At 50.5% G+C, this 16,949-nt stretch carries 13 protein-coding genes and 7 pseudogenes; 8 read left to right on the forward strand and 12 right to left on the reverse strand.

Features of this window, described 5'->3' with window-relative positions:
• Positions 1-336 precede the first annotated feature (336 nt).
• A pseudogene (locus tag MN084_RS02610) lies at positions 337-1,357 on the forward strand (IS5 family transposase).
• Positions 1,358-1,522: 165 nt separating this feature from the next.
• A pseudogene (locus MN084_RS02615) lies at positions 1,523-2,712 on the forward strand (IS256 family transposase).
• Positions 2,713-2,866: 154 nt separating this feature from the next.
• On the opposite strand, the gene MN084_RS02620 reads toward MN084_RS02615, so the two are convergent.
• From MN084_RS02620 to MN084_RS02655, 8 genes are all read right to left on the reverse strand, one after another.
• Positions 2,867-3,073: a transposase gene (locus MN084_RS02620; RefSeq protein WP_330178515.1), complete on the reverse strand. Its 207-nt coding sequence runs from the start codon at positions 3,071-3,073 to the stop codon at positions 2,867-2,869.
• Entirely contained in the window at positions 3,004-3,396 is a 393-nt protein-coding gene (locus tag MN084_RS02625; protein ID WP_241084956.1) for a transposase, read from the reverse strand. The genes MN084_RS02620 and MN084_RS02625 overlap by 70 nt, the downstream gene beginning before the upstream one ends.
• An 89-nt stretch (positions 3,397-3,485) precedes the next feature.
• Entirely contained in the window at positions 3,486-3,764 is a 279-nt protein-coding gene (locus MN084_RS02630; RefSeq protein ID WP_330178302.1) for a helix-turn-helix domain-containing protein, read from the reverse strand.
• Positions 3,765-3,888: 124 nt separating this feature from the next.
• Positions 3,889-4,293, reverse strand: coding sequence for a hypothetical protein (locus MN084_RS02635; RefSeq protein ID WP_241084954.1), 405 nt, complete (start codon positions 4,291-4,293; stop codon positions 3,889-3,891).
• Positions 4,294-4,352: 59 nt separating this feature from the next.
• Positions 4,353-4,715, reverse strand: a complete 363-nt coding sequence (locus tag MN084_RS02640; protein ID WP_241084953.1) for a hypothetical protein — start codon at positions 4,713-4,715, stop codon at positions 4,353-4,355.
• A gap of 490 nt (positions 4,716-5,205) precedes the next feature.
• Positions 5,206-5,928, reverse strand: a complete 723-nt coding sequence (rph, locus tag MN084_RS02645) for a ribonuclease PH (protein WP_241084952.1) — start codon at positions 5,926-5,928, stop codon at positions 5,206-5,208.
• A complete protein-coding gene (locus MN084_RS02650; protein ID WP_241084951.1) occupies positions 5,925-6,818 on the reverse strand; it encodes a PP2C family protein-serine/threonine phosphatase in 894 nt (297 codons plus the stop codon). The genes rph and MN084_RS02650 overlap by 4 nt, the downstream gene beginning before the upstream one ends.
• Positions 6,815-7,774, reverse strand: a complete 960-nt coding sequence (locus MN084_RS02655; protein WP_241084950.1) for a serine/threonine protein kinase — start codon at positions 7,772-7,774, stop codon at positions 6,815-6,817. The genes MN084_RS02650 and MN084_RS02655 overlap by 4 nt, the downstream gene beginning before the upstream one ends.
• Positions 7,775-7,837: 63 nt before the next feature.
• Here MN084_RS02655 and MN084_RS02660 point away from each other — a divergent pair, with 63 nt between their 5' ends.
• The gene (locus MN084_RS02660; protein WP_330178303.1) at positions 7,838-8,692 is read left to right on the forward strand and encodes a YicC/YloC family endoribonuclease; all 855 of its coding nucleotides are present in this window, start codon (positions 7,838-7,840) and stop codon (positions 8,690-8,692) included.
• Positions 8,693-8,755: 63 nt separating this feature from the next.
• Here the strand turns inward: MN084_RS02660 and MN084_RS02665 are convergent.
• Positions 8,756-9,468, reverse strand: a pseudogene (locus tag MN084_RS02665) (IS256 family transposase); the annotation flags it as partial.
• Between the two features lie 114 nt (positions 9,469-9,582).
• On the opposite strand from MN084_RS02665, the pseudogene MN084_RS02670 reads away from it, so the two are divergent.
• Positions 9,583-10,628, forward strand: a pseudogene (locus MN084_RS02670) (IS3 family transposase); the annotation flags it as partial.
• A 77-nt stretch (positions 10,629-10,705) separates the two neighbouring features.
• On the opposite strand, the pseudogene MN084_RS02675 reads toward MN084_RS02670, so the two are convergent.
• Positions 10,706-11,080 (reverse strand): annotated as a pseudogene (locus tag MN084_RS02675) (transposase); the annotation flags it as partial.
• Positions 11,081-11,196: 116 nt separating this feature from the next.
• Positions 11,197-11,814, reverse strand: a pseudogene (locus tag MN084_RS19155) (transposase); the annotation flags it as partial.
• Between the two features lie 185 nt (positions 11,815-11,999).
• On the opposite strand from MN084_RS19155, the pseudogene MN084_RS02690 reads away from it, so the two are divergent.
• The 4 genes and pseudogenes from MN084_RS02690 (at position 12,000) to MN084_RS02700 (ending at position 13,998) form a co-directional block, all read left to right on the forward strand.
• Positions 12,000-13,249: pseudogene (locus MN084_RS02690) on the forward strand (IS256 family transposase).
• A 223-nt stretch (positions 13,250-13,472) separates the two neighbouring features.
• On the forward strand, positions 13,473-13,604 hold the full coding sequence (locus tag MN084_RS19160; protein ID WP_445083878.1) for a glycogen/starch/alpha-glucan phosphorylase: 132 nt from the start codon (positions 13,473-13,475) through the stop codon (positions 13,602-13,604).
• 101 nt (positions 13,605-13,705) lie between these two features.
• Positions 13,706-13,837, forward strand: coding sequence for a hypothetical protein (locus MN084_RS19165; RefSeq protein WP_445083937.1), 132 nt, complete (start codon positions 13,706-13,708; stop codon positions 13,835-13,837).
• 29 nt (positions 13,838-13,866) lie between these two features.
• The gene (locus MN084_RS02700; RefSeq protein WP_330178305.1) at positions 13,867-13,998 is read left to right on the forward strand and encodes a glycogen/starch/alpha-glucan phosphorylase; all 132 of its coding nucleotides are present in this window, start codon (positions 13,867-13,869) and stop codon (positions 13,996-13,998) included.
• Positions 13,999-14,034: 36 nt separating this feature from the next.
• On the opposite strand, the gene uvrA is transcribed toward MN084_RS02700, so the two are convergent.
• Complete coding sequence (gene uvrA / locus MN084_RS02705) at positions 14,035-16,857, reverse strand: excinuclease ABC subunit UvrA (RefSeq protein WP_241084946.1); 2,823 nt, start codon at positions 16,855-16,857, stop codon at positions 14,035-14,037.
• Positions 16,858-16,949 lie beyond the last annotated feature (92 nt).

Below are 16,949 nucleotides of genomic sequence, written 5' to 3' on the forward strand. Positions count from 1 at the left end.
CGTAACACCACAGATGATGGCTTTTCGCCGCGCCCACAGGGAGGCCTACAAATGATCCAATCCTGCGTTGCAGTCCTTGTTAAGAGGGGGGCAGCCACTAACTGCGGACCGCGCCTTGTCTTGAATCATTTGTGGGCCTCTGATACGTAAAGTCTGCTCAGTAGCCAGACTGCCACCGTTTGACATAAAATACCTCCACCGACCGTATGCACCGGTTGATGACAGAGCAGCGCCTTCTCAATTCGCAATAACGACAATAGAACGGCTGTAACGCGCTTCTTACAAAGTGCAAAAAAGATCCTTAAGGGAGTCTCTAAAAACCTTCCCAAATCAGTGATACAACCAACCGTTGATAAAAGCCATGCAGCCAAGTTTTTTGATCATCAAGACCGACCTGAACTCCTTGAGCAACGGGGAGGCCCGCTGCCAAAGCAGGAAAGGACCGTGGACTGGGAGGCTTTTCGGGTATTGTTGGCTCTGTTTATAAAAACAGCGATCTCAGTAAAGGTGGGCGTCCATCTTACGATGCGGTACTGATGCTCAAGGTGTTGGTCCTACAGCATTTGTTCAATCTGTCCGATGATCAAACAGAGTTCCAAATACCGGATCGCTATAGTTTTTGTCGTTTTCTTGGGCTGAGCCCGGGGAGGATAAGGTACCCGATGCTAAAACGGTTTGGGTGTATCGTGAGCGCCTGAAAGAATAGGGCCTTGTCGGTAAACTCGTTTCAGAACTGTTGACCCAGATTAATGTAGCAGACTCCAGTGCTCGCAAGGGACAGATTGTAGATGCCGCTATCGCTCCAGTACCCAGGCAACGTAATAGACGAGAGGAAAATAGGCAGATCAAAGCCGGGAATAGCCCTGAGGCATGGAGTGATAACAAACGCCGCCAGAAGGATGTTGAAGCCCGCTGGATCATGGAGCATGGCAAAATCCACTATGGGTACAAAAAAACCACCGGCATAGACCGGAAGCACAAGGCCATTCACAAGTACGCCATCACATCAGCAGAAGTTCACGATAGCTAGGTCTTCAAGGAACTGCTGGATGAGAACAATAGTAATGGCAGTGCCTGGGCCGATTCCGCTTACGGTAGTGCAGAGCGGGAGTCTGCTTTACCAGATGCAAATTACCGCAGTCATATTCATCGCAAGTCGACACGCAAACGCCCTTTGAATGAACGGGAGCAAGAGGCAAACCGAAAACGATCAAGAGTTCGGGCTCGAGTTGAGCACGTGTTTGCCCAGCAGGCTAATCGACTGGTGCGTAGCATCGGGCAAGTCAGGGCCGGCGTGAAGGTGGATATGATGAATTTGGTGTACAACATGCGTCGATTGGTGTGGCTGGCCGGATGAAGCGAGGTATGGGTATGGCTGTTGCCAGAAAAATGGGCGTGAAGATACTGGGCTTTCCCGATTTGCTAGAGACTGTTGACCTTTGTAGAGTTCTTAGAGGTTCCAAAGCAGAGACAGCCCTAAATTCTGTGTAACTGCCTATCATTAAACCTAAACAAGGGGACGATCGACAAGAAAGAGCTCCAGGCGATAGCCCAGGCGGCCGCTAAAAACATCAAAACTGAAGAAGATCACAGCGAGTTTCGGCCAATGCAGCCCTCAACGTTGAACCGGATGATCACCTTGGTTTTGCCAAACATGAACAGTCCGAAGCGAGTAATAGCCGCAACGGCACGACCAGCAAGACCTTGCAAACGGAAGATGGCCAGTTTGAACTGGATACCCCGCGAGATAGAGCGGGCAGCTTTGAACCTCAGCTAGTTAAGAAGCACCAGCGTCGATTTACCTCAATGGATGACAAGATCCTCTTCTTGTATGCCCAAGGTATGACAACCCGCGAAATCGTCATGACATTCAAGGAGATGATGTATGGGGCCGATGTCTCTGCCACACTCATATCCAAAGTCACTGATGCAGTTATCGAACAGGTTGTTGAATGGCAATCTCGCCCCCTGGATGCGATTTATCCTATTGTTTATCTGGACTGCATTGTCGTTAAAATCAGGCAAGACAAGAAAATGATCAACAAAGCGATTTACCTCGCTCTGGGCGTTAACCTGGAAGGCCACAAGGAATTATTAGGGATGTGGCTATCGGAGAATGAGGGGGCCAAATTCTAGCTGAACGTGTTGACAGCGCTTCAAAGCCGCGGTGTGAAGGATATTTTGATTGCCTGTGTCGAAGGCTTAAAAGGCTTTCCTGATGCCATCAACACGGCCTTTCCGGATACCCAGATCCAGCTCTGTATCGTGCATATGGTACGGAACTCGATGAAGTAGGTGCCTTGGAAAGACTACAAGCCTATCACGGCTGATTTGAAAAAGATTTACCAGTCCATCACCGAGGAAGAAGCCTTATTGGCGCTGGATAAATTCTCTGACCGATGGGATAATAAGTGCCCCCGGATCAGCCGCTCCTGGCGTGCCCATTGGGAGAACCTGAACACGCTGTTCAACTACCCGGAGGACATACGAAAGGTGATCTACACGACCAACGCCACTGAGTCACTGAACAGCGTCATTCGCAAAGTGATCAAAAAGCGGAAGTTGTTTCCAACCGATGATTCGGCGAAGAAGGTCATCCACCTAGCAATCCAGGCCGCATCGAAGAAGTGGACAATGCCGATCCGTCATTGGAAACCAGCACTGAATAGATTTATGATTGAGTTCGTAGAACGCTTAGCGGTATATACTTAACCCCGGCTGTTACACAGAAAACTTTACAGGCTCCGAAAAAGCCGCATATTTTCTGGAGAAAAGTGTTTTGCCAGTGTTAGGAGGAATACCTTTAGGGCTTTTCACCTTAGTCGAGCGGGTAAGTATCACCTAACCACTCCCTCAGGACAAAGATTCAGCCCTCCAAGGTGGAAGTGGTTGCATTGGCAAACCGGCCCTTGTTGCGGAAACCTCTGTTACGCACCTTGATCATCTTGATTCGGCTGTTGAGACTTTCTGCCGGACCATTACTTACTTCCAAAGCAACAGCGTTCAATATTCCCCACAGGTGATCCTTGATTGTTCCCGCCACTTTCTTGATTGGCTCCAGGCCACTGCGCACTGCCCATGACAACCACCACTCCTAGCCTTTCTTTCCCCATGTCTTGCTGGCATAGTGCCAGAGTGACATGACAAACTCTTTAGACCGCCCAGGGCACGGGCAGTCTTCAGCGTGCTGTCACGTAGCGCCTTGAACCGCAATTTCAGTCTGCGCGTCACATTCTCCGGGTTGTAGAGCCAGTCATACTGGCTGCCTTTAGGGTCTTCATAGCCTTCAGCCATCAGCGCTTTGTGCTCTTGGCAGCCTACCTTGTCTACTGCCTCACCGAGGTACTTGGCGATATGGAATTTATCAAAGGCAATCTTCTCTTCAACCCTAGGCAAGCTTTTCAGTGTGGCATTGATAAAGGCTTGGCCATATATCCATAGAGATACTTCCTATCGCTTTTCGCTGCTCTTCTGCCAGACTTTTCCTACCATGCCTTGAGCATCGCCTTTTTGCGGTCACTGCCCACGTGTAGCACTGTGCCTGCATCCTGGTCTGATAAGGCTGTTACGTAATCATGGCGTTTCTTGAAGACCGTCTTATTAACACTAATACGTGTTGGGCTAATCTCTGTTCTACGTGCCAGTCCTCGCTTAACCGCTCGCTGCATAATTCCACCAATGGCATTCCAACTTAGCTCCATCAATCGGGAGACTGCCGAGATGGACGCCTCTTTCAACCAGTCGATCACCAGCGCCTCAAACATTGCAGTAAATCCAGAGCTCGGTTCCGCCCAGGGAACTGACACGGTGACTACCCCCATGTTCTTCACACTTCACTTTCCATGGACGGTCGGCGGCAACGGCTCATTCCCGCGTTCTGTATGGGAGTCAGGGCCTTGAGTATGTACAGAGAAATATCTGTGTTTTCAGTTCCAGGTTTTGTACCGATAAATTACGTAATCGTCCCTGTCCTGGGAATAGACCACGATCATCGATATATCGGTAAGTGATGGAGTTCAATCGTTCACTCTCTTCACTATAAACGAGCTCTAATTGCCATATCTCTTTTTCAGTGGGGTTGTGACGATAGAATTCAAAACCCTTGATGTCTGCCAGAGTGGTGGTAGAATCCCTCCCTGTTACAACCGCTATCTCTTCACGTGACATTCCTATCTTTACTTTTGCCCATGCATCCGGGAAACAGGGCCGCTTTAGGGCAATGGTATAAAAGCCGAACTCAATGGCCAGAGTGGCGAGAAGAAGCGCTGTTACAGCCAATAACTGCCTATTCATCTTTTTCTTGATGAAATGTAAATCTGTCCATTCCCCAGTTTGAACAATCTCTAAGATGGTTAGTCTTTGCAACGATAGTAGTGCCCCATTCTTTTTTGATGCTCAAAGCTGAAACCGGCAAACCCGCTGCTTGAAACCAAGTTAAAGTAGATGTAATCGGCATCTAGCTTATCGGCAAAAGGGGATAACTTTTTAATGCAGACTCCCAGCGCTCCTTGCAGGTCAAAATTTGCTTCGACCAATCCCAGATGACACTCTTTTGAAGCTATTAACGAGCAGTGTAACTCCGGGCTAGGTTTAAACTGCGATACAATAATTTTTCTGCCTGATTTGGTCTGGAGGTGTTGTTTGTTAGCCTCTTTAATTGTGCTACAACCAGATATGATGGCGGCGGCTACTATTAATAAAATGGTAATTTTCATGATGTTATCTGCTTCACGAGGTCGGTGGCGGCGCTGTAAAGAAATTGATTCCTAATTCTAACGGAAAATTGATTTTTGTCCATTCCACGTAGTTGTCAGTTAGAAATCCCCTTTTGTTGTGAATAATAAGTGGGATTTGAATAAAATCAGTCTATTACTATTTTAGAATGCTCAGATGGGTTTCTGAGCGGGGTCGTTCGATTATTTCAAGTGTGTCTTCGATCTCGTGATGCGTTTTGGGACGTTCCCAATCCCCAAAAACGCACTCGATCTTCGACAGCCTGCTATTGCCCCAGCCGCTCTGCGTACGCGCCGCTTCGCCACACCATCGTTTTACTCGGCGCAGGCTCTACGCAGCACCCACAAATGGCTGGCCCCGTGTTCGGAAGCCTGCTTTGCTTCTCCTATTGCGCTATCGAGCGCGGCTTCATGGCTACCGGGGACTACCGGCCTTTGCTTCGTTCTCCATGGCCGGCAGAATTTAAACGCTTTATGCTTTTTCGGCCAGAGCGGCCTGTTGTGTGGTCATAATCTGTTGAATGCCCTGTTTGGCCAAGTCCAGCATCGACTGAAGCTCATCCATGTGAAAGGCGTGACCCTCGGCAGTGCCCTGGACTTCAACGAATGCATTGGCGTCATTCATTACAACATTCATATCTGTTTCGGCATTGGAGTCTTCAGCATAATCCAGATCAAGCACCGGAGTGCTTTGATAGATACCTACGGAAACAGATGCAAGTTGTCCGTGAATCGGATATTGACTCAGTTTTCCTGTTTCCAACAGGCCATTGGCTGCATCACATAAGGCCACATAAGCACCTGAAATGGATGCAGTGCGGGTACCGCCATCGGCTTGTATGACGTCACAATCGAGGGTGATGGTACGTTCGCCAAGCGCGTTGAGATTAACCGCTGCCCGCAGGCTTCGGCCGATCAGGCGTTGGATTTCCAGGGTTCGTCCACCCTGTTTTCCCCGGCTTGCCTCTCGTCCCATGCGGCTACCCGTGGAACGGGGCAGCATACCGTACTCAGCAGTGATCCAACCCTGGTCGGCACCTTTGAGAAACCTGGGTACCTGCTCTTCTACCGAGGCAGTGCAGATGACTTTGGTGTCGCCGAATGCTACCAGCACGGAGCCTTCGGCGTGTTTGGTGAAGCTTCGCGTGAAACTGATAGGACGCATCTGGTCCGGCTTACGGCCACTTGGTCTCATTCTTTCTCCTGTTGATTATCTGTTTCATAAATTCCGATGGCGTTTTCCAGATTGGAAATGGCCCGACCCAGTTCTGTCTGTTTATCGGCGCGTTTTATGGCTTGTTGCTTGGAGGAAGAGGTTTTTTCCGTTGCATCGGTTATCTGTATAGCAAGAAGGGTGACGTTATCACTATCAGGAAAACCTCTCTGTGTCGCCTCCTCTGCCAGGGAGCTGACTGCCTCGTTGATACTCATGTCACTGAATAGAGCATCCTCTATGAAACCTTCATCGAGATTACCCCAGAGGCCGTCACTGCAGAGCATTAGGACATCGTCTGGCTCAAGCTCCTGCTTCTCGATGGGAATGTTGGGTGCCACCGCTGTACCGCCGACGCAACGTGTTACATAGTTGCGCTGGGGGTGCATCTCTTGCTCCCGGGCTGAGATTATGCCCTGCTGGTGAAGGCACTCAACATACGAGTGATCTATGGTTCTCTCATACACTTTGTGCTCGCGGAGCAGGTAAAACCGGCTGTCACCGGCATGAGCCCAATAGGCCGTATCGTTTTGAATCAGGACGACAACGGCCGTCGTTCTGGGGTCAATGGGTGGGTGCTGTTTTTTGCCGTAGTCGATGATGTTATCATGCACTTTATGCAGCAGGCGAACAAGAAAGCTCCCGGGATTTCGGATGGGCTGGGGAGTGGAGTGCAGTACCTGCTCGCAAGTGTCGATTAATATTTGGGCTGCCATTTCACCCTGGGGGTGCCCACCCATGCCGTCGGCGAGTCCAAGTAGCGTACATCTAATGCCCTCTACCAGTATGCAGCGATCCTGATTGGTCTTTCTATCGCCTATCAGACTCTGTTTTGCCACTTTTCCAGGGATCGTGGTCAATTGCGGTTTCATATTCCCCCCTTGGCTGCGAAATTGCCGTCGCTTGTATCATTTGACCATCCTGTTCCCTTGGTCAGGGCCTCCAGCATGGTTCCGGCATTTTGTGGCCTCAGCAGAGGGTCAACCTCCATTGCCCAATCGATGAGCTCCAGCAGATATTTTGGGTATCGCCTTCTGAACAGACCAGCTATCGGTTTCATTGTGTCATTGGCATGCCGCTCGATAGCCGATGGTGGCGGCTTTCCTTCGATACAGGCACGCATGGTTGCACCCATGGCATAAACATCGCTCCAGGGTCCGACATAGCCTGATGGATAGTACTGCTCGACCGGTGCAAATCCCGGGGTAACCACTTGTGATGATTGTTTACTGCGAGTGGTGGCAAATTGATGAACCGCGCCAAAGTCAAGCAGCAGTGGTGTACCACCGGGGCGCAGATGTATGTTACTTGGCTTGATGTCCAGATGGAGTTGGCCTTCGGAGTGAATCAGGTTGAGTGCATCGAGCACCGCCGGAAATACGGTCAACAGGAAGGTGGTGCTGAGTTTGCCTTTGTGCTGCTTGATATACCGACCGAGATTTTTCCCGTGCTCATAATCCATTACCAAATAAGCAGTATTGTTGGCGAGAAAAAAAGTACGGATGTTGACTATATTTGGGTGTCGCAGTGTGGCCAGCGCGCGGGCTTCCTGGTAGAACAGTTTGCGTCCATTGTGAAACGTATCTTCCTTTGCCCGGCCATTTACCTCGATCCGGCTGTTGCTGCCTCTGAGCGCCAGTTTTTTGGGCAGGTATTCTTTGATGACAACATGGTCCTGTGTATCTTCATCTTCCGCTAGATAAATGAGGCTGAAGCCGCCGCTACCGATCAATTTAATGATAGAGTAGCAGTCGATGACAGTGCCGGGTGGCAGGCTGTCCCGTTTTTGTTCCGCAAATGAAGAGATGGTTCGCTCCAGATAATCCAAGTCTGAAGCTTTTTATCATACACTACCCAGATAACAAATCAGGTGGGCTCAATGACAAGTAGTATGACGGCGTTCTCAAGGATCGAGCATCGTGACGAGCAGGGCGAGCTGATTTGCGAGCTACGTTCGGTGAACCATCGTTATCTGGAGCTTTCCGTCCGCGTGTCCGAGGAGCTGCGCAGTCTTGAACCACTAGTTCGTGAACGTCTGAATAAGCGGCTGGGCCGGGGCAAGGTGGATTGTTCTTTTCGCTTTTCCCCTTCGGCAAATGCGGCAGCTAATATGGTGGTAAATGAGCGTCTGGCGCAGCAAATTATCCAGGCTGCCTACCAGATTGGAGCTTTGCTGCATGAGTCGGTTTCCCCAAAGGCGATGGAAATCATGCATTGGCCTAGGGTGCTGGAAGTAGAAAAACAGGATATGACGCCAATCCATGGTAAGGCTGCAGCGCTTCTGGATGAGGCGATAGACAGCCTGATTGAGTCTCGCATAAGGGAGGGAAGGCGATTGGCTGAATTGGTTGCCCAACGCACCAGTGCTATGCGAATAGAGGTGGAGAAGGTCAAGCTGTTGATGCCCCGCGTGCTGGAGTCCGTGCGAAACCGCCTGAAGGCACGGTTGGCCGAGATGAGCGAAGATCTGGATGAGGGGCGGCTGGAGCAGGAGATGGCCCTGCTGGCTCAGCGTCTGGATGTCGATGAAGAGATGGACCGGCTACAGACTCATCTGGATGAGGTAGACAGCGTCCTAGGGCGGGACGACCCCGTGGGACGACGGCTGGATTTTCTTATGCAGGAACTCAACCGTGAGGCGAATACACTGGCCTCTAAATCCAATGATGTGGAGTTGACCCGTGTGGCAGTTGAGCTGAAAGTTCTGATTGAGCAGATTAGAGAGCAGATTCAAAATTTAGAGTAAATCGCCAGCCTTTCGGCTATGCCGGAGATTGAGCCTGTAAAGTTTTCTGTGTAACTGCCTGGGTTAAATATATCCTGCTAAGCGTTCTTCGAACTCAATCATAAATCTATTCAGTGCTGGTTTCCAATTACGGATCGGCATTGTCTGCTTTTTCGATGCGGCCTGGATTGCCAGATAGATTACCTTCTTTGCCGAGTCATCGGTTGGAAATAATTTCCGTTTTTTGATCACTTTGCGAATGATACTGTTCAGTGACTCAATGGCGTTGATCGTGTAGATCACCTTTCGTATATCCTCCGGGTAGTTGAACAGCGTGTTCAGGTTCTCCCAATGGGCACGCCAGGAGTGGCTGATCCGGGGGTACTTGTTGTCCCATCGGTCAGAGAATTTATCCAGCGCCAATAAGGCTTCTTCCTCGGTGATGGACTGGTAAATATTTTTCAAATCAGCCGTGACAGGCTTGTAGTCTTTCCAAGGCACGTACTTCATCGAGTTCCGTACCATATGCACGATACAGAGCTGGATCTGGGTATCCGGAAAGGCCGTGTTGATGGCATCAGGAAAGCCTTTTAAGCCTTCGACACAGGCAATCAAAATATCCTTCACACCGCGGTTTTGAAGCTCTGTCAACACGTTCAGCCAGAATTTGGCCCCCCCTCGTTCTCCGATAGCCACATCCCCAATAATTTCTTGTGGCCTTCCAGGTTAACGCCCAGAGCGAGATAAATCACTTTCTTGTCTTGCCGGATTTTAACGACAATGCAGTCCAGATGTAATCCCCCCATTGACCTTTCCCCCCCCAAATAGAGCCATGACAAGGATGAGGTTTCCAATTAGTTTGTATATTAGGAGATCTCAAGATGAAGAAGAAGCGTTACAGAGAAGAGTAAATTATTGGTGTCATCAAGCAGCATGAGTCAGGGGTAAAAGTTGATGACATTTGTCGTCAGTTCGGCATTTCAACCGGGTGTTTTTATAACTGGCGAAGCAAGTACGCCGGCATGGATGTCTCAGAAGCCAAACGGCTCAAAGAGCTTGAAAGCGAAAACAACAAGCTTAAGAAGTTACTTACCGAGAAAATGCTTGAAGCTGAGGCGATGAAGGATGTGCTCTCAAAAAAATGGTAAAGCCTGCTGATAGAAAACAAATCGTGATCTACCTTAAGTCACGATTCAAATTAAGTGGGCGTAGAGCTTGCCAATTAGTAGGCTTAAGTAGAACCGCTTTTCGGTACGTTATTCAATGGGGAAAAGATGAGCCTCTACGCAAACGGTTACTTGAGTTAGCAAAGAAGTATCCGAGTTATGGTTATTTGTTTTTACATGGCCTCCTGAGAGGTGAGAGGCTTGTGAAAAACAAGAAGCGGACCTACCGAGTCTATAACGAAGAAGGTCTTCAAGTGAGGACTAAAAAACGCAAGAAGATAATACGACCAAGAATGCCAATGATTGTGCCCATTGGTAAAAACATACGCTGGTCAATGGATTTTGTCAGTGATCAGTTGGCTAATGGTCGCCGCTTTCGAGTATTTAATGTGATTGATGATTACTCAAGAGAAGTTATTGGCCAGCTCTCTGACTTCTCGATCAATGGTCACCAGGTCGCTCGTTTTTTAACTCAGGTGATTGAGCTAAGGAGCGCTCCGGATCAAATAATCTGCGACAACGGTACTGAGTTTACTAGCAAGGCGATGTTCTACTGGCAAAAAGAAAGTGGCGTTAAGCTAGGTTTTATTCAGCCAGGTAAGCCTACTCAGAATGCGTTTGTAGAAAGCTTAAACGGTAAATTCAGAAATGAATGATTAAATCAGCATTGGTTCAGGTCCATTGATGACGCTAGACATGAAATTGATCAATGGCGAGAGCACTACAATCACGTGCGGCCTCATAGCGCATTAAATTATTTGTCACCTGTGGCCTTTGTGAATAGGGCCGCTTGGAATGAATTATCTCATCCAAGTCTTGGTATTAAGATGGGGGGAAGGTCAATTGCCATTCGTCAACCTGCTCGATAACCGCACATTTTCTTGAATGTCGTGACGATTTCGCGGGTCGTCATACCCTGAGCATACAAGAAGAGGATCTTGTCATCCGTTGAGGTAAATCGACGCTGGTGCTTTTTAACCAGTCGGGGTTTAAAGCTGCCCGCTCTATCTCGTGGAGTATCCAGTTTAAACTGGCCATCTTCCGTTTGCAAGGTCTTGCTGGTAGTGCCGTTGCGGCTATTACTCGCTTCGGACTGTTCATGTTTGGCAAAGCCAGGATGATCATCCAGTTCAACGTTGAGCGCTGTCTCGACCGTGATTTTTGGCAGCATTTGCCGAAACTCGTTGAGATCTTCTTCAGTTTTGATGTTATTAGCGACCGCCTGGAGCTCTTTCTTATCGATCGGCTGCCTACCCTCTCCCTTGTTTGGGTTTAATGAACAGAATTCAGGACAGTCTCCACATTCACAAACGGCTCCAAGGCTTTCTCTGCATTATCCCGGGTATCGGCGGCTTGCTAGGTATCGTGCAACACCTGCTTGGCTTTTGGCTGTAATGACTTGGGCAAGGTATTGAGCACATGACCCGTTTTATGCATCCAGCAGCGTGCTGACGGGTTTCCGGGTAGGTCTCCTCTGAGGCGCGGCCCAGAAAACCCATGGCACCACCTCTATCGCCAGAAAATACTTCTCACCCCGTTTATTGACACCAATAATAACTAATGCGCAGAGTTTTACCTGTTCAGCTCTCAGGCCACTGTAGATGCCGTCTAGATGTATACCCAGAGAGCTTTGTCCAATCTGGTGGCACACCAATCCCGATACTCCTCTGCCCATACCTGCTTCAATCGGGAAACCGTACTGGCAGACAGCTCTTTTGCTTCCGGGCCTGTCCACACCTTGAGTGCTTCCCCCATCTCACCGCGGCTTACACTCTTGAGATACAGCCAGGAAATCGCGGCTTCCAGCGAACGGGTTTTACGAATATAGGGGGGGCCGACGCAGCGTGGAAAGTGATCGGGTCTCCAGATCTAGAACGTACCTTGGGTACCTTCACGGTCACTGGACCTATGCCCGTCTGGATGACTCGTTACCGGCAGGTAACCATTGCCTACGACAGCAGCATGACCACACTTGGTTTGTTGTCCGGCAACTAGGATAACAAGGCTTGCAACTTCGTTTCTATCGCTTGTTCAATCAGCTTTCAGGCTACCATTCTGGAATTATAACTAAAAGTGTTGTTTGAAAGGAATTGAAAAAGAGCGGGGTATCTGGTTGATTTGTTGTTGCGAGACATCAAAACAACCATTGGAGATACGCCACCATGAGTAAGAATAACGTTGTTAAGCTGGCAGTTCGAGATACGATTATCGATCCGCTGACAGAGTTGCCGAGAAGCGGTGCGGAGCAGTTGATCTACTAGGCGGTGGAAGCCGAGCTGCTGGAGCTGTTGGCGGAGCACGTCGAGCGACGGACAGAGGATGGCAAGGCGGGTGTGGTGCGTAATGGTCACCTGCCAGCTCGTAAACTGCAGACAGGATTAGGGCCGGTCACGGTCAAGATCCCCAAAGTTCGCGCGAAGATCGGCGAGCCGGTAACGTTCCGATCAGCTCTGGTGCCGCCGTATGTACGCAAGACGAAGTCACTGGAAACGGCGCTGCCGTGGCTCTACCTGAAGGGGATTTCCAGTGGAGAGATGGGTGAAGCCCTGAAAGTGCTGGTGGTTCCGGATGCAACAGGCTTGTCGGCGGGCAGGGTATCGCGTCTGAAGCAGGTCTGGGCAGAAGAATATCGGAGCTGGTGCGAGGAGCGCCTGGATAAGGGCCATTGGGTGTATGTGTGGGCAGACGGTGTCTACAGCGGACAGAGAGCAGAGCAGACGAAGCTGTGTGCCCTGGTGGTGATCGGCGTGAATGAGCGTGGTGAGAAGCATTTTCTGGCAATTGAGGATGGTGTACGGGAGTCCACACAGAGCTGGCGGGAGGTACTGTTGAAACTGAAGTCACGCGGGCTGACCCCGCCAAAATTGGCGATCGGAGACGGTGCTATGGGATTCTGGGCTGCGCTGGAGGAAGTGTATCCGGAGACGCGCCAGCAGCGCTGCTGGATGCACAAGACCATGAACGTGCTGAACTGCCTGCCAAGGTCAGCTCAGCCGAAAGCGAAGCAGGCACTGCATAACATCTGGCAGGCGGAGACCCAGGCCGATGCGGAAAAGGCCTTTGATCTGTTTATCAAAACGTATGAGCCAAAGTATCCGAAGGCTGCCATCTGTCTGCACAAAGACCGAGAGGAACTGATGGCTTTCTATCAATTTTCTGCGCAGCACTGGCAGAGAGCATTCGGACCAGCAATCTGATTGAATCCACCTTCGGGACAATCCGCCATCGAACCAAGCGTTCCAAGGGCTGCCTATCGCGTGATGGTATGTTACACATGATGTTCAAACTCGGCCTGTGTGCCGAGAAGACGTGGAGACGATTACGGGGTTTCGATTATCTGGCGAAGGTGATAACCGGAATCAAATTTAAAGAGGGTCTTGAGGTAGCAGGAGTCGATCAGGTAACCGCTTAATTCAACTGGCTAAACACTAGATTTGACTATAACTCCCCATGAACCGGGCAACTCTGTCAGTGGATCAGCGATCTGCTCTCGATCTTCGATCGAAACAATTGTATTCTTATTCATGGTGGCGTATCTCATTGGTTGTTTGATTACTTTGCAGTTTCAAATCAACCAGATACGCTGCTTTTTTCGGTGCCTATCAAACACCACTTTCAATCATACCTCTCTGAAGATGGTGTTTATTCCAAACTATGACGTCAGTATGGCGATGGAGATTGTCCCGGCAGCGGATTTATCTGAGCAGATATCGACGGCCGACATGGAGACTTCGGGCACGGTAAATATGAAGCTATCACTGAACTGAATGGTGCCATGACTGTCAGCACCCTCGATTGTGCCAATATTGAGATTCGCCAAGAGGTGTGAGAAGAGAACTTCTCCCTGTTTGGCGTGACGGCAGAAGGGGTGGGGCAATGGAAGCGCAACGGCTACAATCCAGCAGGTTATTACCGCGAAAACAGTGAGCTGGAACAGACTATCGACCAAATAGCCAGCGGTTTCTTTTCACCAGAGGTGCCGGCCGTTACCATTCGCTAGTGGATTAGCTGATCAATCACGATCCCTTTATGGTGTTGGCCGACCATGCTGACTATATCCGTTGTCAGGAAGAGGTGGAGCAATTGTTCCGTGATCAGGACTGCCGAGCTATTCTCAATCTGGCCTGCATGGGGAAATTCTCCAGCGACAGAACGGTGTAGAAGTATGCCGACAAAGTCTGGCAGCTGGATTGATCCCTAGGACAATACTTTCTTGAGATAGCGGCCGGTGTAGGACCCCTTGCTTTTCGCCACCTCTTCAGGCGTTCCCTGAGCGATAATCCGTCCGCCGTTATCACCGCCTTCGGGTCCCAGATCCACGATCCAATCCGCAGTCTTGATGACATCCAGATTGTGTTCTATCACCACCACGGTGTTACCATGATCCCTCAGCTTGTGCAGCACCGCCAGAAGCTGTTTCACGTCATGGAAGTGGAGGCCGGTGGTGGGTTCGTCAAGTATATAAAGGGTGTTGCCGGTATCACGCTTGGAGAGTTCTCTCGACAGCTTTACCCGCTGTGCTTCACCACCGGACAGGGTGGTGGCATTCTGTCCGAGTTTGACATAAGAGAGTCCGACATCCATTAACGTCTGCAGTTTTCTCTTCAGAGCCGGTATGGCATCGAAGAAAACAACCGCATCTTCAATGGTCAGGCCGAGTACCTGATCAATGCTCTTTCCCTTGTATTTGATCTCCTGGGTTTCACGGTTGTAACGTTTGCTCTTGCAGACATCGCACTGCACATAGATATCAGGTAGAAAATGCATCTCCACTTTGATTACACCGTCGCCCCGGCACGCCTCGCAGCGACCGCCCTTCACATTGAAGCTGAAGCGCCCGGGTGTATAGCCCCTAGAGCGTGCTTCATGGGTGCCGGAAAAGAGCTCACGTATCGGTGTGAAAATGCCGGTATACGTAGCCGGATTGGAGCGGGGAGTGCGGCCAATCGGGCTCTGGTCTATATCCACCACCTTGTCGAAATGCTCAAGCCCGAGGACCTCCTCATAAGGGGCAGCATCCTTGTTTGCATTGTTCATACTGACGGCGGCAATGGGGTAGAGGGTGTCGTTTATCAGTGTCGATTTACCGGAGCCGGAGACGCCGGTGATACAGGTAAAGAGGCCTATAGGCAGTTCCAGTTCGACATTTTTAAGATTGTTCCCGCTGGCACCATGGATGGAGAGTGTACGGTTTGGGTCCCTCTTTGTCCGGTTTTTAGGAATCTCAATGGCAAGCTTGCCGCAGAGGTACTGGCCGGTGAGAGACTCCACCTCAACAGCGATATCATCCGCTGTTCCCTGGGCAATCACTTTACCGCCGTGAATCCCGGCACCAGGGCCTATATCCACCACGTGATCGGCGCTGCGGATCGCCTCTTCGTCATGTTCCACCACGATGACGGTATTGCCAAGGTCACGGAGGTAGGTGAGGGTCTTCAGCAGACGGTCATTGTCCCGCTGATGCAGCCCGATTGAGGGCTCATCCAGAATATACATGACACCCACCAGACCGGCACCGATCTGGCTGGCCAAGCGAATACGTTGTGCCTCACCGCCGGAAAGTGTATCGGCGCTACGCTCAAGTGTCAGGTAATCCAGGCCAACGTTAACCAGAAACTGGAGTCGCTGGGAAACCTCTTTTACTATTTTTTCTGCGATTTTCCCCCGCTTTCCCGGAAGATTCATCTGCTGGAAAAACGCCAGAGCCCGGCCTACCGGCAGTGTGGTGATGGACGGAAGATTGTGTTCTGCAACAAACACATGGCGGGCAGCCTCATTCAGCCTAGCCCCTTTACACTTTGGACAAGGATGGGTGGAGATATAACGGGAAAGCTCCTCTCTCACGGCATTGGATTCAGTTTCCCGATAGCGCCGCTCCATATTGCAAATAATCCCTTCGAAAGGGTGAGTTTTGGTGTGCCGTCCACCGCGCTCGTTGAAATAACTGAAGCGGACACTCTCTTTGCCACTGCCGTAGAGAATGACTTTCTGGATCTTTTTCGGCAGCTCTTCCCAGTGACACTCCACATCAAAATCGTAATGCTTGCCAAGGGAGGTGATCAGCTGAAAATAATAGGCGTTGCGTCGGTCCCAGCCTCTTACTGCTCCTGCCGCCAGACTCAGGTGGGGATGGGCAACCACCCGATCCGGATCGAAGAACTGCTCAACCCCCAAACCATCACAGGTGGGGCAGGCGCCACCCGGGTTGTTGAAGGAGAAGAGCCGGGGCTCCAGCTCCTCCAGGCTATAGCCGCAGATGGGGCAGGCGAAGTTGGCAGAAAACAGCAGATCTTCGGCCTCTGGGTCATCCATCCAGGCGACCCGAACCAGGCCGCTGGAGAGATGGAGTGCTGTCTCAAAGGATTCGGCCAGCCGCAGGCCTAGGTCATCCCGTACATTGAACCGGTCCACTACCGCTTCAATGGTATGTTTTTTATGCAGCTCCAGGTCTGGCGGATCATCCAGTTCGTAGATTTCACCGTCGACTCGGGCGCGGATAAAGCCCTGGGCATTCAGCTCCTGAAGGAGTTTATGGTGTTCGCCCTTGCGCTCGGAGATCATCGGCGCAAGCAGCATCAATCTACTGCCGGCGGGCAGTGCGAGAATCTGGTCAACCATCTGGCTGACTGTCTGTGCCTCTAGGGGGGTGCCGTGTTCGGGGCATTGGGGCGTGCCTGCACGGGCGAACAACAGACGCAGATAGTCGTAGATCTCGGTGATGGTACCCACTGTGGAGCGGGGATTATGGAATGTCGTCTTCTGCTCGATGGAGATGGCTGGAGATAACCCCTCGATATGATCGATATCCGGTTTCTCCATCACCGAGAGAAACTGTCTGGCATAAGCTGAAAGGGATTCGACATAACGCCTCTGCCCTTCAGCATAAATGGTGTCGAAGGCGAGGGACGATTTGCCAGAACCGGAAAGCCCGGTGATGACAATCAACTTGTTCCTGGGCAAATCCAGATCGATGTTTTTTAAATTGTGGGTGCGGGCACCCCGCAGCTGGATAGTGTCCATCAGCTTACCAGTAATTGAGCGAACCTGATACTATACGCTGTCTTGTTGGTCTGAGCCAAAGCAATCATCGCCAAAACAGAGAGGGTTAGTTC

This window comes from Candidatus Vondammii sp. HM_W22 (assembly GCF_022530855.2).
In the GTDB taxonomy this organism is placed as follows: domain Bacteria; phylum Pseudomonadota; class Gammaproteobacteria; order Chromatiales; family Chromatiaceae; genus Vondammii.